Consider the following 23,975-nt stretch of genomic DNA (forward strand, 5'->3'; position numbering starts at 1 on the left):
CCCTGTCTTTTTATGCTCATTCTCGAAGTCAAACTCAAAGGCCGCCCCCAGCAATTTGAAGCGATCGACGGAGCGATCCGCGCCGCTCAATTCATTCGCAACAAGGCGGTCGAGTACTGGCAAAATCACACGACGGCGGGCAAGCACGATCTCAACAAGTACTGTGCTGTCCTCGCCCAGGAATTCGAGTGGGCGCAAAAACTCAATTCGATGGCCCGTCAGGCCAGCGCCGAGCGGGCCTGGTCCTCGATTGCGCGGTTTCTCGATAGCCGCAGGCGCAAGATTTCCGGCAAGAGACGCTTCCCCCGCTTCAAGCACAACAGTCGCACCGTCGAGTATAAATCGACGGGCTGGAAGCTCTCCGACGACCGCAAGAGTATCACCTTCACCGATGGGTTCCAGATCGGTCAACTGCGACTGATCGGCACCTACGACCTTTCGTACCAGCGGGATTTGATCAAGCGCGTGCGCCTGGTGCGCCGCGCCGACGGCTATTACTGCCAGTTCTGCGTCGATGTCGAGCGCCAGGTGAACCACACCTACAACGGCGCAATGGCGGGCCTCGACATGGGCCTCGACGACTTTTGCACGACGACGAGCGGTGAGCGAATCGCCAGTCCCGCTGGAATCGCTCGTTCAGAAAGGGGGTTCAGGCGATTGAGGCGCAGGCTCAATCGCAAGCAAAAAAAATCAAAAAACCGCTCCAAGCTCGTGCGCCGCCTCAACCGCAAATATCTCAAGTTGACCAGACAGCGTAAGGACTTTGCCATCAAATCGGCAAAGGCGCTATGTGAGTCAAACGATCTCATCGTCTACGAAAACTTGAAGATTCGGCCTCGCAGCCGCCGCTACCGCCAGTGCCGCAGTTTTTCAGACGACATCTGGCCGGTCTTTGCGCGCTGGCTCGAATACTACGCCCGACTGCACCGGATTGTCACCGTTGCGCTATCCCCTCGATTTTCCCGCACGCTCTGTCCACGCTGCGGCCATCCGCAGCAGCAGGCACTCAGCAGCCGCACCCACTGCTGCGTACAGTGTGGGCACCGCGAAACGCGAGCCGCGCAATTGCTCGCACGGGAAATTCTGGTAAGGGGGATACAGCAGCTCAGTACCGCGGGGCACGTGGAAACTGCCGGCCTTGAGCCGGAAAAAAGCCTGGGAAGAGAAGCACCCCTGCCTGGAACAGGTAACTGAACCACGCAAGTGCGCTCGTTGAATCAGGAATTTCGTAATCGCCGCCCAGCGGTGGTTGCGCAAGTGTCAATGCTTGGAAACCTATTGCCTGGACAGGCATACGCTAGAGTATGCCTGTCCCAGCAATACATCTGGACAATTCACCATGCAAACAATCGATGTCGCGGTGGTCGGTGCGGGCAACTGGGGCTTTAACCACGTGCGCACCTTTGGCCAGTTGCCGGGCTGTCGGCTCAGGGCCGTGAGCGATCTCAGCGCCAAAAATTTAGACAAAGTCCGCCGCCAGTTTCCAGAAGTGTTCGTCAGCGAGGACTACGAGCAGGTGCTGGACCTGGCGGATCTGCAGGCGGTGGTGGTGGCGACGACCGCCGCCACGCATTACCCCATCGCCCGCGCCGCCCTGGAGCGGGGCAGGCACGTCCTGGTCGAAAAGCCGATGACCCTCGACATGGACGAGGCCCAGGCGCTCATCGAACTGGCGCGCTCAAAAAACCGCGTGCTGATGGTCGGGCATATTCTGCTCTTCCATCCGGTCGTTACCGCCCTCAAGCGGGCGATCGAAGCCGGCACCCTGGGCAAGATCCACTACATCTACTCGCAGCGGGTCAACCTGGGCCAGGTGCGGACCGACGAAAATTCGCTCTGGAGCCTTGCTCCCCACGACATCTCGGTGATGCTCTATCTGTTGGGCCAGTACCCCGAGAGCGTCTCGGCCACAGGCCAGGCATTCATCAGCCAGGCGGTGCAGGACGTCGTCTTTTTTAGCCTCAAATTTCCCGAGGGCCAGCTCGGCCACGGCCACGCGAGCTGGCTCGACCCGAGCAAGATCCGCCAGTTTACGATCGTGGGCAGCCGCAAGATGGCGGTCTTCGACGACATGCAGCCGGTCGAAAAGCTGCGCCTCTACGACAAGGGCGTGGACATCGCCGAGAGCTACGACTCCTGGGGCGGTGCTTTGAGCCTGAGACAGGGCGACATCACGATCCCGGCCATCCAGATGAGTGAACCCCTGCGCAACGAGGCGCTGCACTTTTTAGAGTGCGTGCGCGAGGGCAAACCTCCCCTCACCGACGGCATCAACGGCTTAGAAGTGCTGAGTCTCCTGCAGGCGGCCCAGCGCTCGCTCGAAGCGGGCGGCAGCGCCGTGCCCACCGTGCTCCCCGAGCGGGTACGCGAACTCAAGCTTGCTTCTTACCACAGGTAACACTGCCGTGTCCGACAACGTCGAATACTTCGTCCATCCTTCGTCCTACGTCGATGCTCCGGCGACGATCGGAGCGGGTACGCAGATCTGGCATTTTTGTCACATCAGCGCTGGAGCCACACTGGGTGAGCGCTGCAAGCTCGGACAGAACGTCTTTGTCGCAGCGGGCGTGCGCATCGGCAACAACGTCAAGATCCAGAACAACGTCTCGATCTATGCCGGGGTGAGCCTCGAAGACGACGTTTTTTGCGGGCCGTCGATGGTCTTTACCAACGTCAAGACGCCCCGCTCCGCCTTCGTGCGCAACACCAGCGACGACTACCTGACCACCGTCGTGCGGCGAGGGGCGAGTATCGGGGCGAACGCCACGATCGTCTGCGGGATCACCGTCGGTGCCCACGCCCTCATCGGGGCCGGAGCGGTGGTCACAAAGGACGTGCCCGACTACGCGGTGATGGTGGGCAACCCGGCCCGCCGGCGGGGCTGGGCCTGCCAGTGCGGTGTGGGCCTCAAGCAAGAAGCCGAGAACTTCCGCTGTCCAGCCTGCGACCGGCACTACCGTCAGTCCAGCGATCACCTGCTTGTGTTGGAGAAATAGGTCCGTGCGTATCCTTACCGTCGTCGGGGCGCGCCCCCAGTTCGTCAAAGCCGCTGCTGTAAGCCGCATCCTCCGCCGCGAGCACCGCGAAATTCTCGTCCATACCGGCCAGCACTACGACCACGGCCTCTCGCAGGTGTTCTTCGACGAACTGGAGATGGCCCCGCCGGACTACAACTTAAAAGTCGGCTCCGGCTCCCACGGTCATCAGACTGGCCAGATGCTCGTGCGCATCGAAGACGTTCTCCTCCAGGAGCGGCCCGACGCGGTGCTCGTCTATGGCGACACCAACTCGACTCTCGCCGCTGCCCTGGCGGCTGCCAAACTGCACATTCCGGTGGCCCACGTCGAGGCGGGCCTGCGCAGCTTCAACCCGGCGATGCCGGAAGAAATCAACCGCCGCCTCACCGACCACCTCTCCCAGATCCTCTTTGCGCCGACGGCTGCCGCCACCGCCCAGCTCGGGCGCGAGGGGATTGCAGCCGGTGTCCATCAGGTGGGCGATGTGATGTACGACATCTTGCAGGCCAACTTAGAGCGCTCCCGCGCCTGCTCCCGGTTGCGCGCCGCTCTCGGGCTGGAGGCGGGGCGGTACGTGCTCGCCACCATCCACCGCGCCGAAAATACCGACGACCCGGAGCGTCTGCGGGCGATCCTGGAGGCGTTCAGCGCCATCGATCTGCCGGTGCTCTGGCCAATGCACCCGCGCACCCGCGCCCGGATCGGCCAGTTTGGGCTGGAGCCCCTCCTGGCCGCTGCCCCCCAACTGCGGGTGGTGGAGCCGGTGGGCTACCTCGACATGCTCGCCCTCGAAGCGCAGGCGCGGCTGATTCTTACCGACTCGGGCGGCGTGCAAAAAGAAGCCTACCTGCTCGCTGTGCCCTGCCTGACGGTGCGCGGCGAAACAGAGTGGATCGAAACGGTCAGCTCGGGCTGGAACCGGCTGGTGGCCGCCGAACCGGCGGCGATTGCCCTTGCGGTTACAGGCTGCACCCGCCCCGCCGAGCACCCGGCCCACTACGGCGATGGGAACGCCGCCCGGCGGATCGTCGAGGTGCTCGAACGGCACTTTGCCGTCGCCGTCCCCGCTTAAAGCTGTTCAGTCCCCTCGCCTCGGCGGCCCGGTTCGGTTGAACCGGGCCGCCATTTTTTCCTGCATTCTGCGCTTCGGAGCTTTCCCCCATGACCTACCAATCCGTCGTCACCGGCGCTGCCGGATTTATCGGTTCTCACCTGTGCGAGCGCCTGCTCGCCGAAGGACATCAAGTAACGGGCATCGACAGCTTCACCGATTACTACGACCCGGCGCTCAAGTGGCGCAACCTGACGACTGCCCTTGCCCATCCCAACTTCCGCTTGATCCAGGCGGACCTGCTCGATCTTGACTGCGCAGAACTGTTGCGCGACGTCGATTATCTCTTTCACCAGGCCGCCCAGGCCGGGGTGCGCGCCAGTTGGGGAGCGAACTTCCATCACTACTCCCACAACAACATCGACGCCACCCAGGTGCTGCTCGAAGCCGCCCGCACCTCCCGCCAGTTGCGCCGCTTCGTCTTTGCCTCCACCTCGTCGATCTACGGCGACGCCGAGACGTTTCCGACCGCCGAGACGGTCGCTCCCCGGCCCGTCTCGCCCTACGGGATCACCAAGCTGGCCGCCGAGCGCCTCGGGCAGCTGTACTGGGAAAATTTTGGCGTGCCCTTCGTGGCCCTGCGCTACTTTTCGGTCTATGGCCCCCGCCAGCGGCCAGACATGGGCTTTCACAAGTTCATCCGCTCGATTCTGGCGGGCCGGGAAATCGAAGTCTACGGCGACGGCCAGCAGACCCGCGACTTTACCTACGTCCTTGACATCGTCGAAGCGAATCTGCTCGCCGCCCTTGCGACGGGCCCGGTAGGGGGAGAAGTGATCAACGTCGGCGGCGGCAACCGCGTCGTGCTGAGCGAGGTGCTCGATTTGTTAGGCTCGCTTACCGGGCTGCCGGTTTATCGCCGCCAGCAAAATTGCCAGGCAGGCGATGCCCGCCACACCGCCGCCGATATCACCAAGGCCCAGAAGTTGCTGGGTTTTGCGCCCCGCTACGATCTCGCCCTCGGCCTCGCCCATCAGATCGCAAGCCTCAAACCCGCAGGCGAGCTGGTGCGCGTCGCATCCCTGGTCGGAGCAGCCTGAAACGTTGTTTAGGAGTGAAAGCCTGTATGAGAGCCTATATCCTCGCCGCCGGCAACGGCAGCCGCCTGCGCCCCCTTACCGACCGGCTGCCCAAGCCGATGGTGCCCTTGATGAACCGGCCCCTGATCTCGCATCTGGTCGATCACATCCGGCCCCACGTCGATGCCTTGCGCCTGAACGTCTCCTACAACAAAGCGCCGCTCATCGCCTATCTGCAGACCCAGCCGGGGGTGAGCTACTACGACGAGGGCGAGAAGCCCCTCGGCTCAGCGGCGACGATCGCCCGAGAGCGGGCCTACTGCAGCGCGGATCTGACCCTGGTGAGCTGCGGCGACCTGCTGTGCAACTGGGACATCGAGCAGATGGTCGCCTTTCACACCCAGCGCAACGCCCTTGTCACCGTCGCCGTGCGCAGGGTGGCCGACCCGCGCCGCTACGGCGTCGTGGTGAGCGATGCCCAGCAGCGGATCACCCGCTTTGTCGAAAAGCCCCAACTGCCGCCCAGTTCGCTGATTAGTTGCGGCATCTATCTATTTTCACCGGAGCTATTTGCGCACTGGAACGACCAGTGGCGCGACATCGGCGGCGACCTGCTGCCGGATCTGGTGGCGGCAAACCTGCCGGTCTACGCCTGGTCGATGGACGCTACGGCCTGCTGGAGCGACATCGGCAATCCGACGAGCTACCTGGAAGCGCACCTGCAGCTCACCGGCGGCACCAACACGATCGCCCCCGAAGCGCAGATCGACCCGCAGGCGGTGCTCGAGCGCTCTGTGGTGGGAGCCGGGGCAATCATCGCCGGCCCCTCGCGCCTCGAGCGCTGCGTGGTCTGGCCGGGGGCCGTTGTGCAGGGGTTAACCCTGAGGGACAGCATCGTCACCCCCGAAGCGGTGGTAGCGGTGCAGAGGGTCTGCCAGGCGGTCTGAAACAGCAATAAAACCGAATACAAGACGCCGGGGGCGCAGCGTTCGCTGCGCCCCCGGCTTTGCTGCGAGTATTTTTAAACGTCGTAGGTGCCCTTGCCGGTGAACTTGACATCGACCGGGTTGGGGTTGTCGCCGATCTTGCGCGGCACGTAACCCACCGGTTCGCGGCCAGGGTTGGATTTTTCGGAGGCGACACCGTCCATCGGAAAAATCAGCACCTGCTCGCCGTCCGGAAAGACGCGGTAGATCTTGGAGTCGCGGATCTTGAAGTTGGCGACCAGCTGCCGGTGCAGGGCGTGGCACTGCTCCTTGCGGGCGAGGTAGAGGACGTTTGTACCCGCCACCATCGTCGCCGCACCGCCGGTGGGCATCTCGAAGACCTGCTCCTCTTTGCTGTTCCAGACGATTAAATACTTTTCTTCGGTCTGTGCGCTGCGGAGCAACCCTCCGGTGCTGCCACCGAAAAGGGGCGTGCTACCACCGAAAGGCAACTCCCTGACGTCCGCCATAGCCTGGTTTCTCCTCCTGTATGGGGTTCATCATAGGCGCGGCCAGATCGCGCTGGCAAGGGCTTTGCAGCCTTTTGCCCCCCGGCGGGAGTAAAGAAATATGTCGGGAGATGGGCGGTCGGTCCCTTGGTTTGTAACTATGGCATGATAAATCTGTAACGTTCTGTATTGCTTCGATGGCCACAATCGGTTGGGTTTCGCTGCTGACTTTCTTCGTCGTCTCGATCGCTCTGGTGGTCTGGGGGCGCAACGGTTTTTAAGAAGCGATGATCGAGCAGGCTCTCATCGTCGTTTTATTTGGGCTGCTGCTGGCAATCACCGGTGGTGTCGTCTATCTAAGCTGGATAGAGTTTCGAGACCGCAGACGGCGAAAGGCAAACAAGTCGGTGGCCCCCCCGCCGCCACCGGCTCGCCGCCAGGGCAAGAATAAGCCAAAAGGCAAGACAAGGGGCGGGCGCTGAACAACAAAAAAGCAGGCAAGTAGCCTGCTTTTTTGTAGATAGTACTGGAGGACAATACTTAGTCTTCGTAGATCCGGCACTCGATCGCATCCGGATTGTCGGCGCAGTAGCTCTGCAGAGAATTAGGCTTTTTCTCTTTGCTCTGGACGTGGGAGGCAGCGGCCTGCACTTCTTCAACAGCGTCCCAGGCAGCTGCGCACTGGGGAGAACCATCGCCGTTGATCGAGCAGATCTGCTTGGCCTCGGCTTTTTCTTGTTCGATCAGCTTGTCATAATCAGTCGTCATGGTTTCGCCTTCATGAATCAGGACAGCTTGCTAGCCCTGTGCGCCTCTCAGTATGACTGAGGGGCCGGCTCACTCAGTCATTCATAACATTTTCTTGAGGGTTTGCGGCTACTTCCTGGGACGGAGAAGGGATGTCCACGAGAATCTGGGCGTAGCTTTTCACTTCCTGCCAGGCCGGATCGAGGCCAAGTTCTCCCTCGAAGCTGCGGATAGTGGCCTGGGCCGATTCACGATCGGTTCCGAGCACTTCCAGTTCGACGAACGGTTGATCCGGCAGGGCGTCGAGGTCATCGATGACGATTTCGGCCTGCTCGGCAATTTTCCAGACCGAGCGCGTCCGGCGCATCGCTGGGAGCGGCTCGATGGTGAGCAGTTCGACGAGGTGACGGGCCGCCTCGAAGGCCGCCCCCTCGATGGGCACCTCGTACTCTGGGCGAATCCGGATGCCGTCGCTGCTCAATTGGGTCGGGCCTTTGGCGATGAGCTTTGTGCTCTCGCCGCTGGTGCGCAGGCGCAGGTAGTGCTTCTGGGCGCTGGTAAAGCCGTGGACGTCCTCCTCGCGCAACCGCCGGGCGGCTCCGTAACGCTCGACGAGGCGCTTTTCCAGCAGGGGCCGCTGTTCGGGAGGAAGCCGATATTTCTTTTCGATTTCAAACATGCCGGTGTGTCAGGCTCACGAGTACCAGTATGGCCCGCGAGCCTGACCTCACCTGGGTTAGAAGCCAAAGAAATCGCCGATGTCGTCGGCCACATCCCCGACTGCATCGCCCACATCGCTTACCGCGTCGCCCACGTCGTCGGCTACATCCCCGACAGCGTCACCTACATCGTCGGCCACATCGCCGACCGCACCGCCAATGTCGTCGGTAAAGTCGCCGACACCTGAGAACACATCGCCAAAACCGCCGCCGATGCCGGAGAAAATATCTTCGGCTCCTGAAAAAGCGTCACCCAGCCCGTCGGAGAAAAAGTCCGTCGCCTCCCCAAGGCCGTCGGAGAGAAAGTCCGTCGCTTCTCCCAGGCCATCGGAGAAGACATCGCCCACGTCTCCCACAGTGTCCCAGGCGGCGTTGCCCAGGCCGTCCGCTACATCCCAGGCCGCTTCACCCGCGCCGCTCGCCACATCCCAGGCCGCACTACCGGCACCACTCGCCACATCCCAGGCCGCACCGCCGATGTCGCCGTCGGCCAGATCCGATCCGGCATCGCCAAATCCATCGATCAGATCGCCCACGCCGTCACTGACGCCGCCGATCGCGTCGCCCACGCCGGAGCCGATACCGGCGACGGCATCGCCCACGAAGTCGGGAGCCGGAACACTCAGATCAAAGTTGAGGTCCGCACCGAGGCCGAGGGCCAGACCCAGATCGCCGCCCAGCTGCAGGTTGCCGTCTTCATAACCCGCATCGAAGCCGATCTGCGCTCCGACTCCGGCGATCACCGAAGCGCCGTAGTCGCCCGTAACGCCCCCGACATCGAAGCCCGCATCGAAACCGGCACTTGCCCCGGCCATCGCTCCCGCGTCGGCAGAAAAATAAGCATTCTCGCCGTCGAGGGCAAAACCGGCACCGGCCTGGGCGCTGGCTCCCGCTTCGGCTTCGCCCTCAGCGTGGCCGCTTGCGATCTCGGTGCCACCGAAGGACAGCGTACCGTCGGCGCTGGCCGAAGCGCTCGCCTCGGCGGAAGCACTCGCCTCCGCTTCGCCGTAGATGCCGCTGGAAGAAAATCCGCCCTGGGCACCGGCCTCCGCTTCGGCGGAGATGGCCGCCTGGGCGCTCGCCTGCCCGGCGAGGCTCGCATCGCCGTAGGCAAGACTGCCCTCGGCTTCGGCGTAGGCGGAAGCTCCGGCAGCTACTCCGGTATGGGCGGCAAATTCGCCGCTATCACCTGTGAAGCTGCCCTCGGCTTCGGCGCTGCCCTGGCCATAGACGGCTGCCCCGGCTCTCGCCTCGCCCTCGGCCTCGATGCCGCCAAAATTGCTGCGGCCCTCGGTGCGGGTAGAGGCGGCTTCTCGAAAATTAAAATCTGCGCGGTTCCGGTCATTCGCTGCCATGAAAGAATCCTCAAAGGGGGTGTGGTTGCCTGTGTCAGCTAATAGGCTGAAATGGATGCGAGTATGCGGCACACTTGTAAAGAAGTTCTAAGGGCACGCTCATGGGTCTGCTGGTCAACTACAACGGCACGATTGCACCGGAGGCGAGCGTTTCGGTGCTCGATCGCAGCTTTTTGTACGGCGATGGCGTCTACGAGGTGACCCGCACCCTCGCTGGCCGCCCGGTTGCTCTAGGAGAACACCTGGAGCGGCTGCGGGCCTCGGCGCGCTATCTCTACCTGGATGTGCCCTGGAGCGACGCGCAGATCGAAGCGCAGGTCGAGCGCACCCTGGAGGCTGCCGACAATGCCGAGTCCTATATTCGGATCGTCGTGAGCCGGGGCGCAGAAGAAGAGATCAGCCTCCTGCCCGGCCCGGAGATTGCGCCCGCGCTGGTGATCGTCGTCCGGGCGATTGCCGCTGAGCCCGTCCTCGACGAGCGGGGCGTACAACTGGTAGTGGTGCCCCGCCTGCGCAACGACGCCGAGGCGCTCTCCCCTGCGGCCAAGACCGGCAACTACCTCAACAACATCCTTGCCCTCATCGAAGCGCGCCAACTGGGGGCCGACGACGCGGTGCTCCTTAACCGCCGGGGCGAACTGACCGAGGCGACCACCAGCAACCTCTGGCTGGTGCGCGAAGGTGTCGTGCTCACCCCTGCTACCGGTGCGGGCATCCTGCACGGCATCACCCGCCACTTTTTGCTGGAGTTGCTCTCGCAGTGGCAACTGCCCCACACCGAGACGACCCTGCACCGCGAAGATCTCTATACAGCGGACGAAGCGTTCTTGAGTTCGTCGGTGCGGCTGATTGCCCCGGTGCGCCGCTTCGACGACTATCTACTGCCCGCCTGCCCCGGAGCGCTCACCCGGCGGCTCTGGCAGGGTCTACTTGACAAGCTGCGCGCCTCGGTGGGCGTGGAAGCCGTATCCATCTGAAAAACAAAAAGTCAAAAAATCGCTGCAATCCGCTCCAGAAGAGCGTTTGCAAAACTGTATCCTTGTCGAACATTTTGAAAAATGTCCCGGTAGCATCAGGATGGCACCCAAACTACCAGCCAGTCCCTCAGCCTCGCCGTAGCAGATCGCAGCGAACCACCAGGAGGACCACTTTTGGGCCTTCATTGGATTTCAGGTAAAGAGAATAACAGGTGCAGAATCTCCCCATCCACGAACAGTTTCTAGATCAAGACCACGGCAGAACCTTTGATTCGGCCCCTGCGCACCGCCTCCAGAGCTTCGTTGGTCTGGGAGAGTGCAAATTCGGTGACTTCGGAGCGCACCGGTATCTGGGGAGCGAGGGCGAGAAATTCTGTCGCGTCCTGCCGGGTCAGGTTGGCGACCGAGCGCAGCGTCCGCTCCTCCCACAGCCAGGCGTAGGGAAAGCCCGGTATATCGCTCATGTGGATGCCCGCGCAGATGACCGCTCCGCCTCGGGCCAGAGCCTGCAGCGCCTGGGGTACCAGCGCTCCCACCGGCGCAAAGATAATTGCAGCGTCAAGTTTTTCGGGCGGCAGCTGGTCGGAGCCACCTGCCCAGACGGCCCCGAGGCTGCGGGCGAACGCCTGGCCCGCTGCATCTCCCGGTCGGGTAAAGGCGTAGACCCGGCGGCCCTGGTAGCTCGCTACCTGGATCTGGATGTGGGCCGAAGAACCAAAGCCGTAGAAGCCGATCGTTTCGGCTTCGCCGGTCATCTTGAGCGAGCGGTAGCCGATGAGCCCCGCACATAAAAGCGGAGCCACCTGCAGGTCGGGGTAGCCCTCCGGCAACGGGCAGACATAATCCTGGTGGGCGACGGTGTACTCGGCGTAGCCGCCGTCGATCTGATAGCCGGTGAAGCGGGCGTTGTCGCAGAGGTTTTCGCGCCCACTCCGGCAGTAGCGGCAACTGCCGTCGGTCCAGCCCAGCCAGGGCACCCCGACCCGATCGCCGGGCTTAAAGCGCGTAACTTTTGCGCCGAGCGCCTCGACGGTGCCCACGATCTGGTGGCCGGGAATGAGGGGCAACCTGGGATCGTTCAGCTCGCCTTCTACGATGTGCAGGTCGGTGCGGCAGACGCCACAGGCATGAACGCGGATGCGCACCTCATCGCTTGCGGGAATCGGAACGGGCAGATCCTGCTCCTGCAGGGGTTGACCCGGCCTGACCAGTACCATCGCCCGCATCGCGTTTCTCCCCTCCGGTTGTCCTTTCTTCTTACCAGATCCAGCAGCGCTGCGCCGGAGGGCGGGCCATCGCGGCACCCTCCCGGCAGCGAAAAGTCCGGGCAAAGCCGGGAAAATTTGCCAGGGGCAGATTCACCCGCCACCGCGCCGGGGCGTAGCTCGTGCTCGATCCAGGCGGTTCGCTGGCAGCCCAGAGGCGGGCGTAGCTCACATAAAAGCGCTGCTCCTGCCGGTTGCCGGTGCGCTGCAGGGCGGCATGGGCCATCCGCATCCCCTCGAAGTCGGCGACGGTTTCTGCCAGAGCCCGCCTGCCATCTACACCGGCGGCGGTGAGTTGCTGCCTGAGGCAATGGGCGCGCCGGGTAAAGCGCTGCCCATCGGCGGCGGGCCACCAGTGCTCGTAGGGATTGTCGAGCTGATCGAGGGGGCTGACGGCGTGGGTGATTTCGTGGCCGATGATGCTCCCGAGGGCACCGTAGTTGGTGGCCGCGTCCGCCAGCGGATCGAAGATGGGCGGCTGCAGGAGGCCAGCCGGTAGGGCAATCGTGTTGGTGATCGGATCGTAGGAGCTGTTGACCTCCGCCAGGCTCAGATCCCACTCGTTGCGGTCGGGCAGCCTGCCGATGCGCTCCAGGCCGCTCTGGGTAACCAGTTGCCAGGCGCGCAGGACGTTCAGGCTGTAATCGCGGCGATCGATGATCAAGCTTGAGTAGTCCCGCCAGCGATCCGGCCTGCCCACCTGGATTTGGAGGCTTACCAGCCGGTCGTGGGCGCGTTGCCGCGTCGTTTTTGAAAGCCAGGACTGGCGGGCAATCGCCTCGTCCGTCGCTGCCTTGAGATTGGCGGCGATGGTCTTAATCTGGGCCAGGGCGCGCCTGTCGAAGTAGGCGTCCACAAACGCTTCTCCCAGCGCGTCACCCAGGTAGGCATCGATCTCATCTATGCAGCGCTGCTGGCGCGGTTGGGGAGCTGTCCGTTGCTCGAATTCGTCGCTGAAGCGCTCGCCTGCACTGCGAAAGCGCGATCCAAGATACAGCGCCAGCGCGTCGAGCAGCCGCCAGCGCAAATAGACTCTCCAGCGCTCCACAGGCACGGTCTTAAGCAATCGATCGATCGCAGGGAGCAGGGCGGGCTGCTCCACCCGAAAGGCCGCCAGCCTCCCGAGCCCCCGCACCTGGAAGTACCGTCGCCAGTCGAAGCGGGGAGCGGATCTTGTCAGTTGTGCCGGGGTCATCTGCCGCGCCCGGCCACCGGAAACACCCGCCAGCTGCGCTTCGATCGCCAGCACTGTCCTGGCATCGGCGGCGGCAGTAGCCGCCGGCGCGCCGGCCAGCCTCAAAAGTTCTGAGGCGTAGCCCGCCAGAATGCGCCGCCGATCGGTGGTGGGATCGTCCAGGATCACGTTTGCCGGAGCGAGGAGCGCCCCCACTGCTCCCGTACTCTGCTCGTCGTCCGCCGTCAGACTAAAAAGCACGTCGATGCCGTAGCTGTGCAGGCGGGTGATCACCTCCTGCAACTCGGCGCGGGTGTGAATGGCGGCGATGCGGGCCAGTTCAGGAACAATCGGCGTCAGGCCGGCGGCTTCGATCTGCTGGGTAGCGAGACAACTGGCGTAATAATCCCCCAGCTTCTGGCGGTTGCTGCCGGGCTGTCCCCGGTGGGCCGCCGCCCCTTGCAGCAACTGCCGCAGGCGCTGTTCGTTCTGCCTGTCCAGCTCATCGAAGCGATCCCAGCTCTCATAACCGGCGGGAATCGGGTGGGTCTGCCGCCACTGGCGGTTGACAAAGCGATCGAAGTCGCGGCAGGGGGCGCAGTCACCCACTGCCTGCCTGAGCTTGCGGGGAACTGCAGCTACTGGCGCTGCAGCCAGAAGCGCAACAGCAAGAACGACAGGCAACCCGCCCCCCCTCAAGGATCGGTTGGGTTGGTGCGCAGATAAAATTCTTCGACCTGGGCCAAAAAATTGGCGGCCTCGATCGGATCGTCCTTGCGGTACTGGGCGGCGAAGCACAGGCGGCAACCTTCGCGGACAAGCTGGCCCTTAGCGGTGAAGACCGGCCAGAATCCCCGCGTCGGCTGGGTGCAGACCGGGCAGGGATGAACGGGCAGCGCCTTCTGGGGCAGGTACCTCATCCTCCAAGGCTACCCCCTGGCCTGTGAGTCTACAACGCAAAGGCTGCGTCTCCGAGCCGGACGTAGATGTCGCGCTGGTCGTCGGCAAAACTGCGGCGGCCATGCATGGCACGGGTGTTGTTGATCATCGCGATGTCGCCGCTCTTCCAGGGCACATCGATCGTGATTCGGCCCGCAACGGCGACCAGGTCGGCGAGCACCGCGTCGGGGATCGGCGAATCGTCCTCCAGGCGCACCAGGCTCGCCTTCGAGCCCGCCCGCTCCTGGCCCACCACCGGCAGGATGTTGTTGATAAAGGCGTCGTGCTCGCCATAGGGTGTCTTGACGACGGCGGAGGTGACGTACTCGGTGATCACCTGGCGCTCGGTCCCGACTTTGAAGGTCATCTGGTTTGCAGCACAGACCCTGGCCACCTCTTCGAGGTCGTCGCTCTGGTAGATGCCCTGCCAGGTGCCGTCGGGATAGGTGCGAATGTACTTGATGCGCTGCTCGCTAAAAAGTTGCCGCGAAGCGGAACTCAGTTCGCGCCAGAAGCGCACGCCGTCGGCGACCGTCGTCTCGCCGTCTTTGAGCGCCGGGGTGGCGCAGTAGAACCAGAGGACGCTCGGGTGCTCTTTTAGATAGTACATTTCGCCGTGCAACGGAACGGCAAAGCGCAACTTGCCCCCGGTCACCGACATCAAGGTCTTGTTGCCGCCAATGGACTCGCGGCTGTAGGCACCGCCGACGTAGGCGCGAAAGTCGGTGCAGTAGCGGGCGGTGAACGCTAAAAAAGCCTCGGTGTCAGGCGCAAAGCCGGTGATGTAGACGTAGCCGGTCCGGCGAAAAGCGTCGATCACCGTATCGCGGTCGAGGTCGAGGGGGCTGGCAGCAGCGGTCCCCTGGAGGGTCGTACCGAACGTGTCTGTGGGAGTCTGGGTTGTCATGTCGTTATGCCTACACAGCTTTTGAACTCGATAAACGGGCGGATCTTCAAGATGGGCCGGGCACCAGCCAGACTTCGAGGGCGACCGGCGGGGCCGGTGCATCGGAAGCTGAATCCGACGACAGCTGGCCCTGGGGGTTGAAGACCAGTACCAGCCCCTCCGGCGTCGAGAGGGCCGATACCAGTTCGCCCGCAGGCTGGATGCCCCACTGGTCTAGAGGCAGGCGGGTCCACTCCTCGCCGTCGCCCGTGGCAAAGAGGACGAAGGTATCTTTGATCTGCAGCCCGGCCACCAGCTGTCCCCGGTGCAGCAAAAAGCACTGCAGCACAGCGGTGGGCGCGTCGAAGCCCCGGCCCAGGGCAGCGAGGGGCACCTTCAGGCCGGTGGGCGAAAAGCGCGGTTTGCCGACGAGCAGATCCCAGCTTTGATCCGGGTAGATCCGGAAGATCTCGGGGGCGAGCACCTGGTGGCTGCGCAAGGCTGGATCGGCGCTGCCCGCGACGACGTAGAGGCAGCCATTCAACTCCGCCAGGGCTGCCACCTGCTGATTTTCAGTAAAGATATAGGCACCGCTTGTGAGCACCGCCCGGCAGTCCTGGCCGTCGGGGGTGCCCAGCCGCAAAAGTTGAAAGCCGCGATCGAGGTTGCGGGTGCCGAGGTAGAGCCCCTGCTCGAAGGAAGCAGCCTGGCTTGCGAGGATGTTGCCCTGGTCTTTGAAATTGGGTAGACGCAGCGCTTCCCAATGAGCGGCGGTGGGCGAAGGCGCTTTTAAGAGCGGCGGCGGATCTTTGCCGAGCCCGGTCGAGAGCGCCAGCCAGCTTTCGGCGAACGGCAAGATCTGATGAAAAGTAAAGGCACCGACCGCCGGGTTGCCCTCGAAGTGGGTCTGCCAGGTGCCGCCGTTTTCGCTGGTGAGCACGGTGCCGCCAAAGGGCGAGGAGAGGCTTGCCAGCAGAAGACCGCCGGGGAGCGCCAGGAGCGAGCAGAAGACGCTGCGGCCAGACCAGATCGCCTGTTCGCTCGCCAGACTCACCCCGAGCGCGTCGCTCAGCTTGTCCTTGGACTGCTCCTCGGCGACGCTGTCGGGAAAGAAGATGTCGAGCATGTCCTTTGGGCGCTTGCGCGCACTCGGATTGATCGTCGTGTTGATCGCGATCGAAGCGTGGACGGTGCGCCATTCGCCCGTCGCCGCCTCGAAGCGGACGATCCGCCGAAAATCTTGAATGTCGCGGTCGATGTAGATGCCCGCAAAGTAGAGCGTCCCCTGGTAAAAGGCGAGGGCACCGACCACCTGCTGGAGGTCGGCGAGATCTTCTTGCACGATGCGGCCCAAAAAGTAAGGATTGTTGCCGCTGCGGGTGCCGGTGTGGCTGCTGGTCTGCGCAGAGTAGATCACAGCCTCAGTACCCCATCTGCTGGGCCATCTCCTGGATGCCCTGGGCCGTCTCCGCGTCCACCGCCCACTCGTAGGTGCCCTTGAGAGGCGGAATGGGTACTTTGCTGTTGCGCAACTTTGGATTGGAAAGAAACTTGGGATCGTTGCCGAAGGGAGCGTTGAGCGGTCCCATCCGGGCGTAGGGCGATTTTTCGGGCGTCTTCATCTGCTCGATCGCCTCTTCGTCGGTGCGGATGCCCAGCCACTCGGCGATCTGCGGCAAATAAATATCGAGGTCCGAAAGCAAATCTTCGCCCCGGATGCGCATCCCCTGCCCCAGAGGCAGCCGCTCCATAAAAGCATTGATCTTTTGATGGGCGGTGAACCAGAGCTTGAGGGGACTGATCTTGACCCGCTTTTTGGGTTCTGGATCTTCTTCGTCGTCGATAAAGGCCGGGTCGATGCGCCAGCCGACTTTGGCCTGCATCTCGCCCACCTGCTCGCGGGTCTGAAAGATGACGGCGATAAATTCTTGAATCGACTTGGCGGTGCCCACCGGATGGCGGGTCAGGTGCAAAAAGCGCGCCCTCGGAAACATCTGAAAGGCCCGCTCCATATTCTCGATTTTGAGAATCGTCGTGGGCGATTTGTCTACGCCGATCTGGGGCGATACGTTGTCGAGCAGATAGTTAAAGACCTGCTCGCAGCTCATGTGCATGTGTTCGTTGATCCAGAGGCGGGCGCGGTGGACGCTCAATTCTGTCTGTACCCCTTCGTGAATCTGGGCGAGGGAGCGGGCAAGGCCGTCCATCGCCGTCGGCCAGCGCCGCTGGATGCGGGCGACGTTGAGATCTTCGAGGGTGTCGGTCTTAAACAAGTTCAGCTCCGGAAAGCCGTACAGGTCCGGATGCCGTCCGAGCAACGTCCCGACCACCGAGGAGAAGGACCGGGGCGGCGTCAGGATGATCAGGGGCGCATAGTTTGACACGGGTATTTCAGCAGGGAAGTAAGCGTCGTTATTTTATCACTCCGTTCAGTTCGCCCAGCCGCTGCTCGACGCGGGCAAACTCGTCGGCGGTCATCTGAACGAGGGCGACCAGGGTCTTGTACTGCTGCTGCAGTTGCCGCCGGTACTCCTCAAGCTCCTCGCGATCCGAGCAGTCCATCGAAAAATCTGGAGCCTTAAACCAGTCCTGCATCCGCTTGAGAAAATCGAGGGGCAGACTGTTTTGGGGCGTCGGCGGCATCGGTGCCACCTCCTGCTGGCGGACCGAAGGCAGCACGGGGGCGGGCCTGAGCGGCTCGGCCAGCTGCCCCTGATCGCGCCGATCGCGTATCTTCTGTAAGATGGCCTGCCGCTTTTGGGCGTCGATACTGGAGTCTGGCATGGTCGTACCTGGCGGTCCGTCTATCCGGACCCGAGAAAACCCATCCGATATTCTACAGTTACTGCAAAGATGTCATTTGCCCAGCCGATCTTCATCCTTTCTGCCAACTGCAGCGGCAGTTCTCAACTCTCAGCGATGCTCGGCCAGCACCCCGAGACCTACGGCCTGCCCCAGATCAACCTGCTGATGCTCGATACGGTCGAACAACTCAACTTGCTCCTGCAGGGGCCGCGCCAGTTTCAGGTCCACGGGCTCTTGCGGGCGGTCGCCCAACTCTACAGCGGCGAACAGACGATCAACGCCGTCGCGATGGCCCGCCGCTGGATCTCCAACCGCTTTTATGCCGACAGTGCCAGCGTCTACCGCCAGCTGTGCCGGCGCGTCGCCCCCCTGCGCCTCGTCGATCCGAGCACGACCTACTGTGCGGGCCGCGAACGGCTCGAACGGCTCTATGCCGCTTTTCCGGAGGCCCATTTTTTGCACCTGGTCCGCCATCCCCGCTCCCAGGGCGAGGCGGTGATCGGTATCGGCGAGGGGGCGCTCGCCATCCAGGACGGCTCGCTCGAATTTCGCACCAAAGAAGATGTGCTCGTTGACCCGCAGTACGCCTGGTACCGCTACAACGCCAACATCCGCCGCTTTTTTGGCCAACTGGCCCCCTGGCAAAAGTACACCGTGCAGTGGGAGGCGATCGTCTCTGAACCGGGCACCCACCTTGAGGCGATCTGCCGCTGGTTGGGGCTGGAATGGAACGAAGCGCTCGCAGCGGCCCTATTGCACCCGGAGCGATCGTCCTACGCGGGCTTTGGCCCCTACAGCTGCCAGCTGGGCCACGACCCCTACTTTTTGCGCCATCCGGCCTTCGTGAGCCGGCCATTGCCGCTGCCCTCCCTGAGCGGCCCCCTTTCCTGGCGCGACGACGGCCAGGAATTTTTGCCCGAGGTTCTGACCCTCGCTCGTGAATTGGGCTACAACTAATCCTGATTGTCAGGGTGTGCCCACAGACTGTGCTTTTCTGTCATATAGTACACACAATCCGGTTGACAGGCGGTTGCAAAGCTGATACTATCGCAGTCGCGTAAGAGCCTTACTAAGTAACTGAATGGCTAGTTTTACTCCCAAGGTTAATAAAGTCACTAAGACTGGACTGCGCGATCGGCTGAAGCTGGCGGCTGCATTCTTAAAAGAAAAGCGTTTCGACGAAGCTCTGCGCGAGACGAACGCCGTCCTGCAGGCTGAGCCCAATTCGGCCCAGGCGCTGTCGCTTTTAGGCAGTATTCATCTCAAGTGTCGGCGCTACGACGAAGCGCTGGCTGCCTGCCACAAGGCGCTCACCATCGACCCTCTTTCGGTGAGTGCCTGCCTCGGCGTCGGCATGGCCTACCTGCGCAAAAAAGACTTCAAGCAGGCGATGGCCGCCTTTGAAAATGCGGTCAAACTCGATCCCAAGCAGCCCAAGGTTTATATCAGCCTCGGACTTGCGATGTTCGGCCAGGAAAGATTCGACGATGCAATTCAGTACTTTTATCGGGCCCTGCGCTTTTCTCCCCAGACAGAGCTTCCTTACATCCTGATCGCGCGGGCCTGCCGCAAGCAGGGGCGCACCGCCGATGCGATCACAGCGCTTGAAGACTTGATAAAGATTCGCCCCGAAAGTTTCATCGCCCACGCGACCCTTGCCAGCATCTACCTCGACAAAAAAAACTACGAGGCCGCCGAGCAGATCTTGAACCGGGCCCTCGAGATCAAGGGCGATAAGCCCGCTCCGGCGATTTTACTCTCCCTTGCCGAGCTTTATATCGAGACCGACAGACTCGCCCCCGCCGCCGACCTCCTCCGTAGCCTGCCCTCCGCCAAAAAGATCCTGCCCCAAAAGCACAAGCTCTGGGGCGATCTCTACAGCAAGCAAAATCTCGTGCGCGAGGCCGCCGAAGAATATCGCACCGCCAGCCTGCTCGCCGCCGAAGACGACAAGGGCGACGACATCGAGATGGAGAGTCTGGTCGAAGCGGGCTCCACCAGTTGGGAGGAGCTGGCCACCACCTACCGGGCGATGGTGGGTGAGTCGCTCCTCAAGGCGCGCAAGACCCGAAACTAGTTGTTTTTCTCCTGCCCACTCCACCACTACAACCGGCCAGACCGGACAGACACATGCCCAATCACCTTGTCCAGATCGTCATGGATAGCTGCCGCTTCGACAGCTACCAGGCAGCGACCACCCCCAACATGGACCGCCTCGGCCAGGCCGAGCAGCGCTACAGCTACGCCTCGTGGACCTCGCCCTCGCACTACACGATGTTGATGGGCATGGTGCCCCATACCAGTCCCAAAAACGTCTTCGCCTCCGAAGTCTACAAGCAGGACTTTGCCCGCTGGATCGACAGGCTCGACGTCGCGGATCTGTCTTTTAAGACTTTCGTGCCGTACCTGTCGCTACCCAAGGTGCTGCAGGATCTGGGCTACGAGACGATCGCCCGCGTCTCGATGCCGGTGCTCAACCAGACGACGAGCATGAACCGCTACTTCGACGACTACAAGCTGATGCCCAACCACAACGACTTCAAGTCGATGGTGGCGGAGGTCGAATTTGAAGAGGACGAACCGCGCTTTTACTTTTTTAATCTGGGCGAGACCCACTATCCCTACATGCTCAACGGCGAAGACATGCCCAGAGTCTCCGGGGTCCACGGCGTCTTCAAAGAGATGGACGCGATGCTCAAAAGCGGCCAGGGGGCGGTGGCGAGCAAGTTCTTCGACGAAGGGGAGATGCAGCGGCTCCACAAGCAGCAGATCCACTGCGTCGAATATATCGACGAATTGCTCGGCCAGCTCTACCAAAAGTGTCCCGAAAACACCTACTTTATCGTCACCGCCGACCACGGCGAGTTGTTCGGTGAGGAGGGCTACTTTGGCCACGGCCCGGTGATGCATCCCAAGTGCTTCGAGGTGCCCTTCCTCGAAGGTCTGCGTCCAGGTTAAAAGCGATGTACGAGCCCACCCAGAACTGCTTCAGGCGGGATCTGGTCATCGACCAGACTCTTAAAGACGGCCAGATGTGTTATCTGGTCAAAGATCCGCGCACGGGCGAAACTTACGAGTTTGGCGAAGAGGAATATTATCTCTGCCGGCTGATGGACGGCAAGCGCACCCCCCGCCAGATCCTCTCCGATTTTGAGTCGCGCTTTGGTCTCACCATCAGCGAGGCCGACTTCGAGCCGTTTTCTCACCAGATCGCCACCTACGGTCTGCTCGAAACCTGCGGCAGCGGCGGCGTCGCCGTCGCTGCCAGACCCAAAAGCGACTCGTCCATCGCCTTCAAAGACGCCGACGGCTCCGAGCAGACCAAAAAGGCTTACAAGTGGTACTTCCCCTGGATGGCCCCGGTATTCACCGTGGTCGCCCAGGGGCTCTCGCCCTTTCATCTGATCTTCAAGTTCATCTCGCTTTTGCTCATCCCGGCGCTGCCCCTCGCGGTGCTGACGCTGCTCAACAACCAGACGGTCTTCTTTCGCGATTTCAACAACTACGTCTCGCCGGTGGGTGGTTTTGTCCGCCACTTCGTCAACATGCTCGCGGTCAACTTTTTGGCCAAGACCTCGATGGCGATCGTCGTCGCCCACTACGGCGTGCCGATGCGCAAGTTTGGTCTGCAGCTGGTGTTTGGCTTCTTTCCGCGCTTTAACGTCGCCAAGGACCCGATCTTTCGCTACTTGAGCCGCGAAGAGCAGATGTGGACGTTTGCGACGCCGCTGTTGCTGCGGGCTGTAATCTTTTGCCTGGGCATTTTCTTGTGGTTTCTCAATCGCGGCGGCGGCAACAGTCTGGCGGCCTGGGCGGTGTCGTGGAGCTTTTTGGCCTTTATCGACATCGTCATCGATATCAACCCGCTTTTGCCGGGGGACGCCTACGGCTGGGTGGTCAACTACTTTCGCTGGCCGCCCAACCTCTACAAGCGCAACCTGCAGATTATCGAGCGGATGATCCGCTTCCAGGGTCTGCCCAGCACGATCGCCCTTGGCGAGCGGATCAGGCTGCTGGTGGCGGCAATTGCCATCGGCATCTCGTGGTCCGCCCTGTTTATCTTTATTACGCTCCACAGCGCCGAGTCGTTGATGGAACTGATCCCAGGGCTTTTGGGCCAGGGCCTGGGAGTACTATTGTTTTGCCTGCCTTTTCCTCTCGCTTTACGTTGGTGGTTTGTCGTGCGCGATCGAACGAACAGTCAGAACACGTCCTCGAACCTGGGCAACGATAGCCCCGGTGCCATTGCGCCTACCAGTGGCGAGGGCAATCTCCAGTACACCGGTGCGAGCACGGCCCTCCAGCGCCCGGCTCCCCCCGCCGATCCCTGGGTAACAGTGCGCAAGATCCTGCCCTGGGCTCTGCTGGTCCTGTTTATAATCGTCCTTCTGCTGCCTTACACCTATCACTACGGCGGGGCGATTCAGCTGTTGCCCCCGCGCCAGGAGAAGATCACTCCCGAAGTCGAGGGCACCCTCGAAAAGATCTACTTCAAAGGGGGCGATCCGGCCTACATCAAAGCCGGGACGCCGCTCGCGGTGCTGCACTCCTCCGACACCGACAACAAAGTCAAGACCACCCTCCAGCAGGTGAGTATGCAGCAGGCGGCCCTGGCCAAGGACCAGCAGGAACTGGAAAAGCTCCTGCACACGCCCAGGCCAGAAGATGTCCAGGTCGCCCTCCAGCAGGTCGAGGTCGCCAAAAAAGACCTGACCGTTGCCCAGGCCCAACTGCAGACCGACCAGAGCCAGGCGGCCTTTGAAGACCGCAACGCCAGCCGCCAGCTCGCCCTCTATCAAGATGGCGCTGCCGCCTTCGAGACCTACGACAACGCCAAAAAGCAGGCGGAGACTGCCCGCATCCAGGTGCTCAAGTCCCAGCAGGCGGTGGCGAGCGCCCAGCAGTCCGTCAGCCGCGCCGAGGCCAACCTCCGCCAGGTCAAGGCCGGTCCCTACCCCCAGGAGATCGAGGCGGCCCGCAAACAGGTCGATCAAGACGCCGCCGATCTGAGGCGGCTGGAGCAGGAGCTGACCTACTGGAAGCAGCAGTTCGCCTACACGACGATCAAGATGCCCTTCGACGGCTATCTGGTCACCCCCAACCTCGACTTCAAAGTCGGCAGCCGCCTCAAGCAGGGGGATGTACTGGCGGTGGCCGAGAGTGCGCGCAAGATCGTCGGCACCCTCCAGATGCCCGAGTACCAGGTGGGCGAGGGGGGCTTCAAAGTCGGCAACGAGGTCGAGGTCAAGCTCTGGGCCTACCCCAACGAATCGTTCAAAGGCAAAGTCACGTCGATCGAGCCGGTCGCCACGGCCCTCGACGATCCGAACAAATCGGGCCGGGTCAGCTACGGCGCGGACCCGAACGCCGATGTGACGAGCACCGCCCGCTACGTCAACGTAAATGTCGAGGTGCCCAACGCCAAAGGTCTGATGAAATCGGGCATGACCGGCTACGCCAAGATCACCGGCAACACCGAGACGGTGATCCAGGCGTTTACCCACCCGGTGGTGCGCTTCTTCAAGATCGAGCTGTGGAGCTGGTTGCCGTAGCGCTCTAGCGCACAGCGATCGTCGCCTGCCCCACACTTTCAGCTTCGAGCCGTCCGGAACGCAGGTACTCCTGGGCCGGGCGGTTCGCTTTAAGATAGGCGTCCCAGAAAGCGAGGGTCGCCGTCGCCGTGTAGGCGTGGATCTGCTCGGGAGCAATCGCCGGACGGGCTCCCCGCCGGGCCGCCCCGGCGCGCATCAGCCCTCCGAGCCGGGCGCGCACGCCGCTCGCCTCCCCTTCGCCGGGAGCCTGGCCCGAGAAACCAAAGTGGGGCGCTCCCTCGATCACGATCAGGTACTTGTCCCCCGGCGGCATGTTGTAGAAAGGCTCCATGCGCCACTCGGGGGGTTGGCCGCCCCGGCCCCGGTCCTCGCTGCCGGTAATCGTGAGCACCGGCTTTGTCATTGCCCGCCAGGAATTGGGCCTCAAGCCATTGAGGCCGGAGCCCTGGGGGGAGATGGTCACAAACGCCTGGGCGCGTTCGTCTCGAAAACTGGAGGCCGGCGCACCGGGCAGGTCCACCAGCGCCCCTGCGAGCATCGTCGCCGTAAATGCCCCAAAAGAATGGCCACCGATACCGATGCAGCCGGTGTCGAGCTTACCAACGAGTTCCTCCACCTGCCGGTTGAGCGATCCCAATTCGTCCAGCAAAAAGCGCATATCCTCGACCCGGTTGAGCCACTGCACCGGATCGTCGTTGGTCTCGATGACGCCCCTCAAGCCCCCGGTGCGGTATACGGACGTATCGCTGCCGTAGTGGGTCGGATGGACGCTCACGTAGCCGTGGGCGGCCAGGTAGCGGCCCAGGTAATCGTAGGAATCTTTTGATCCGCCGGAACCGTGGGAAAAAAGCACCACCGGAAAGACGCCCTCCGGCGATGGATAAAAGATCTTGACGGGCACCTCCCGACTGCGCTTCCCATCGACCAGTTCCAACGCCTCGATCACACCCACTTCGCTCATTTGCATGTCCGCT

25 protein-coding genes are annotated in these 23,975 nt (G+C 62.4%); 13 read left to right on the top strand and 12 right to left on the bottom strand.

What is annotated here, in order from left to right; genetic code table 11:
* Positions 1 to 12: 12 nt before the first annotated feature.
* The 6 genes from GKIL_RS02285 (at position 13) to GKIL_RS02310 (ending at position 6,094) form a co-directional block, all read left to right on the top strand.
* Positions 13 to 1,194 carry an RNA-guided endonuclease InsQ/TnpB family protein gene (locus GKIL_RS02285; RefSeq protein WP_023171751.1) on the top strand — a complete coding sequence of 394 codons (1,182 nt, stop codon included), beginning with the start codon at positions 13 to 15 and terminating at the stop codon, positions 1,192 to 1,194.
* Positions 1,195 to 1,339: 145 nt separating this feature from the next.
* Positions 1,340 to 2,398 carry a Gfo/Idh/MocA family protein gene (locus tag GKIL_RS02290; protein ID WP_023171752.1) on the top strand — a complete coding sequence of 353 codons (1,059 nt, stop codon included), beginning with the start codon at positions 1,340 to 1,342 and terminating at the stop codon, positions 2,396 to 2,398.
* Positions 2,399 to 2,405: 7 nt separating this feature from the next.
* A complete protein-coding gene (locus GKIL_RS02295) occupies positions 2,406 to 2,996 on the top strand; it encodes an acyltransferase (RefSeq protein ID WP_023171753.1) in 591 nt (196 codons plus the stop codon).
* A gap of 4 nt (positions 2,997 to 3,000) precedes the next feature.
* Positions 3,001 to 4,089 carry a non-hydrolyzing UDP-N-acetylglucosamine 2-epimerase gene (gene wecB / locus GKIL_RS02300; RefSeq protein ID WP_023171754.1) on the top strand — a complete coding sequence of 363 codons (1,089 nt, stop codon included), beginning with the start codon at positions 3,001 to 3,003 and terminating at the stop codon, positions 4,087 to 4,089.
* An 89-nt stretch (positions 4,090 to 4,178) separates the two neighbouring features.
* Positions 4,179 to 5,168, top strand: a complete 990-nt coding sequence (locus tag GKIL_RS02305) for an NAD-dependent epimerase/dehydratase family protein (RefSeq protein ID WP_023171755.1) — start codon at positions 4,179 to 4,181, stop codon at positions 5,166 to 5,168.
* Between the two features lie 26 nt (positions 5,169 to 5,194).
* Positions 5,195 to 6,094 (top strand): nucleotidyltransferase family protein, encoded by a 900-nt coding sequence (locus GKIL_RS02310; RefSeq protein WP_023171756.1) that lies wholly within the window; start codon positions 5,195 to 5,197, stop codon positions 6,092 to 6,094.
* 74 nt (positions 6,095 to 6,168) lie between these two features.
* Here the strand turns inward: GKIL_RS02310 and psaD are convergent, their stop codons facing one another.
* Positions 6,169 to 6,603, bottom strand: a complete 435-nt coding sequence (psaD, locus tag GKIL_RS02315; protein ID WP_023171757.1) for a photosystem I reaction center subunit II — start codon at positions 6,601 to 6,603, stop codon at positions 6,169 to 6,171.
* Between the two features lie 176 nt (positions 6,604 to 6,779).
* Between psaD and GKIL_RS25780 the strand changes: the two genes are divergently transcribed.
* Positions 6,780 to 6,863 carry a cytochrome b6-f complex subunit PetN gene (locus tag GKIL_RS25780; protein WP_023171758.1) on the top strand — a complete coding sequence of 28 codons (84 nt, stop codon included), beginning with the start codon at positions 6,780 to 6,782 and terminating at the stop codon, positions 6,861 to 6,863.
* Between the two features lie 6 nt (positions 6,864 to 6,869).
* The gene (locus tag GKIL_RS02320) at positions 6,870 to 7,064 is read left to right on the top strand and encodes a hypothetical protein (protein ID WP_023171759.1); all 195 of its coding nucleotides are present in this window, start codon (positions 6,870 to 6,872) and stop codon (positions 7,062 to 7,064) included.
* 58 nt (positions 7,065 to 7,122) lie between these two features.
* Here the strand turns inward: GKIL_RS02320 and GKIL_RS02325 are convergent, their stop codons facing one another.
* From GKIL_RS02325 to GKIL_RS22155, 3 genes are all read right to left on the bottom strand, one after another.
* The gene (locus GKIL_RS02325) at positions 7,123 to 7,350 is read right to left on the bottom strand and encodes a Calvin cycle protein CP12 (RefSeq protein WP_023171760.1); all 228 of its coding nucleotides are present in this window, start codon (positions 7,348 to 7,350) and stop codon (positions 7,123 to 7,125) included.
* 73 nt (positions 7,351 to 7,423) lie between these two features.
* A complete protein-coding gene (locus GKIL_RS02330) occupies positions 7,424 to 8,008 on the bottom strand; it encodes a CYTH domain-containing protein (RefSeq protein WP_023171761.1) in 585 nt (194 codons plus the stop codon).
* Between the two features lie 57 nt (positions 8,009 to 8,065).
* On the bottom strand, positions 8,066 to 9,403 hold the full coding sequence (locus GKIL_RS22155; RefSeq protein ID WP_023171762.1) for a hypothetical protein: 1,338 nt from the start codon (positions 9,401 to 9,403) through the stop codon (positions 8,066 to 8,068).
* Positions 9,404 to 9,504: 101 nt separating this feature from the next.
* Here GKIL_RS22155 and GKIL_RS02340 point away from each other — a divergent pair, with 101 nt between their 5' ends.
* Positions 9,505 to 10,380 (top strand): aminotransferase class IV, encoded by an 876-nt coding sequence (locus GKIL_RS02340; protein ID WP_023171763.1) that lies wholly within the window; start codon positions 9,505 to 9,507, stop codon positions 10,378 to 10,380.
* A gap of 242 nt (positions 10,381 to 10,622) precedes the next feature.
* Here the strand turns inward: GKIL_RS02340 and GKIL_RS02345 are convergent, their stop codons facing one another.
* From GKIL_RS02345 to GKIL_RS02375, 7 genes are read right to left on the bottom strand one after another with little or no spacing between them, the layout of a single operon-like run.
* Entirely contained in the window at positions 10,623 to 11,606 is a 984-nt protein-coding gene (locus tag GKIL_RS02345; protein WP_023171764.1) for a zinc-dependent alcohol dehydrogenase family protein, read from the bottom strand.
* Between the two features lie 31 nt (positions 11,607 to 11,637).
* Positions 11,638 to 13,503: a M13 family metallopeptidase gene (locus GKIL_RS02350; protein WP_041243666.1), complete on the bottom strand. Its 1,866-nt coding sequence runs from the start codon at positions 13,501 to 13,503 to the stop codon at positions 11,638 to 11,640.
* 11 nt (positions 13,504 to 13,514) lie between these two features.
* Positions 13,515 to 13,739 (bottom strand): hypothetical protein, encoded by a 225-nt coding sequence (locus tag GKIL_RS25145; protein ID WP_023171766.1) that lies wholly within the window; start codon positions 13,737 to 13,739, stop codon positions 13,515 to 13,517.
* A 29-nt stretch (positions 13,740 to 13,768) separates the two neighbouring features.
* On the bottom strand, positions 13,769 to 14,665 hold the full coding sequence (locus GKIL_RS02360) for a TauD/TfdA family dioxygenase (RefSeq protein WP_023171767.1): 897 nt from the start codon (positions 14,663 to 14,665) through the stop codon (positions 13,769 to 13,771).
* A 46-nt stretch (positions 14,666 to 14,711) separates the two neighbouring features.
* On the bottom strand, positions 14,712 to 16,061 hold the full coding sequence (locus GKIL_RS02365) for a hypothetical protein (RefSeq protein WP_023171768.1): 1,350 nt from the start codon (positions 16,059 to 16,061) through the stop codon (positions 14,712 to 14,714).
* A 4-nt stretch (positions 16,062 to 16,065) separates the two neighbouring features.
* Complete coding sequence (locus tag GKIL_RS02370) at positions 16,066 to 17,028, bottom strand: sulfotransferase family protein (protein WP_023171769.1); 963 nt, start codon at positions 17,026 to 17,028, stop codon at positions 16,066 to 16,068.
* A 28-nt stretch (positions 17,029 to 17,056) separates the two neighbouring features.
* Entirely contained in the window at positions 17,057 to 17,428 is a 372-nt protein-coding gene (locus GKIL_RS02375; RefSeq protein ID WP_023171771.1) for a hypothetical protein, read from the bottom strand.
* A gap of 69 nt (positions 17,429 to 17,497) precedes the next feature.
* Here GKIL_RS02375 and GKIL_RS02380 point away from each other — a divergent pair, with 69 nt between their 5' ends.
* The 4 genes from GKIL_RS02380 to GKIL_RS22160 all read left to right on the top strand — a co-directional run bounded on the left by GKIL_RS02380 (position 17,498) and on the right by GKIL_RS22160 (position 23,001).
* Positions 17,498 to 18,406, top strand: a complete 909-nt coding sequence (locus tag GKIL_RS02380) for a sulfotransferase family protein (protein ID WP_023171772.1) — start codon at positions 17,498 to 17,500, stop codon at positions 18,404 to 18,406.
* A 124-nt stretch (positions 18,407 to 18,530) separates the two neighbouring features.
* A complete protein-coding gene (locus tag GKIL_RS02385) occupies positions 18,531 to 19,526 on the top strand; it encodes a tetratricopeptide repeat protein (RefSeq protein WP_023171773.1) in 996 nt (331 codons plus the stop codon).
* Between the two features lie 53 nt (positions 19,527 to 19,579).
* Positions 19,580 to 20,407 carry a sulfatase-like hydrolase/transferase gene (locus GKIL_RS02390; RefSeq protein WP_023171774.1) on the top strand — a complete coding sequence of 276 codons (828 nt, stop codon included), beginning with the start codon at positions 19,580 to 19,582 and terminating at the stop codon, positions 20,405 to 20,407.
* Positions 20,408 to 20,412: 5 nt separating this feature from the next.
* Positions 20,413 to 23,001 carry an HlyD family secretion protein gene (locus GKIL_RS22160; RefSeq protein ID WP_023171775.1) on the top strand — a complete coding sequence of 863 codons (2,589 nt, stop codon included), beginning with the start codon at positions 20,413 to 20,415 and terminating at the stop codon, positions 22,999 to 23,001.
* 4 nt (positions 23,002 to 23,005) lie between these two features.
* Here the strand turns inward: GKIL_RS22160 and GKIL_RS02400 are convergent, their stop codons facing one another.
* A complete protein-coding gene (locus GKIL_RS02400; RefSeq protein WP_051382620.1) occupies positions 23,006 to 23,962 on the bottom strand; it encodes an alpha/beta hydrolase family protein in 957 nt (318 codons plus the stop codon).
* Between the last annotated feature and the right edge of the window lie 13 nt (positions 23,963 to 23,975).

This window comes from Gloeobacter kilaueensis JS1 (assembly GCF_000484535.1).
GTDB classification, from domain to species: domain Bacteria; phylum Cyanobacteriota; class Cyanobacteriia; order Gloeobacterales; family Gloeobacteraceae; genus Gloeobacter; species Gloeobacter kilaueensis.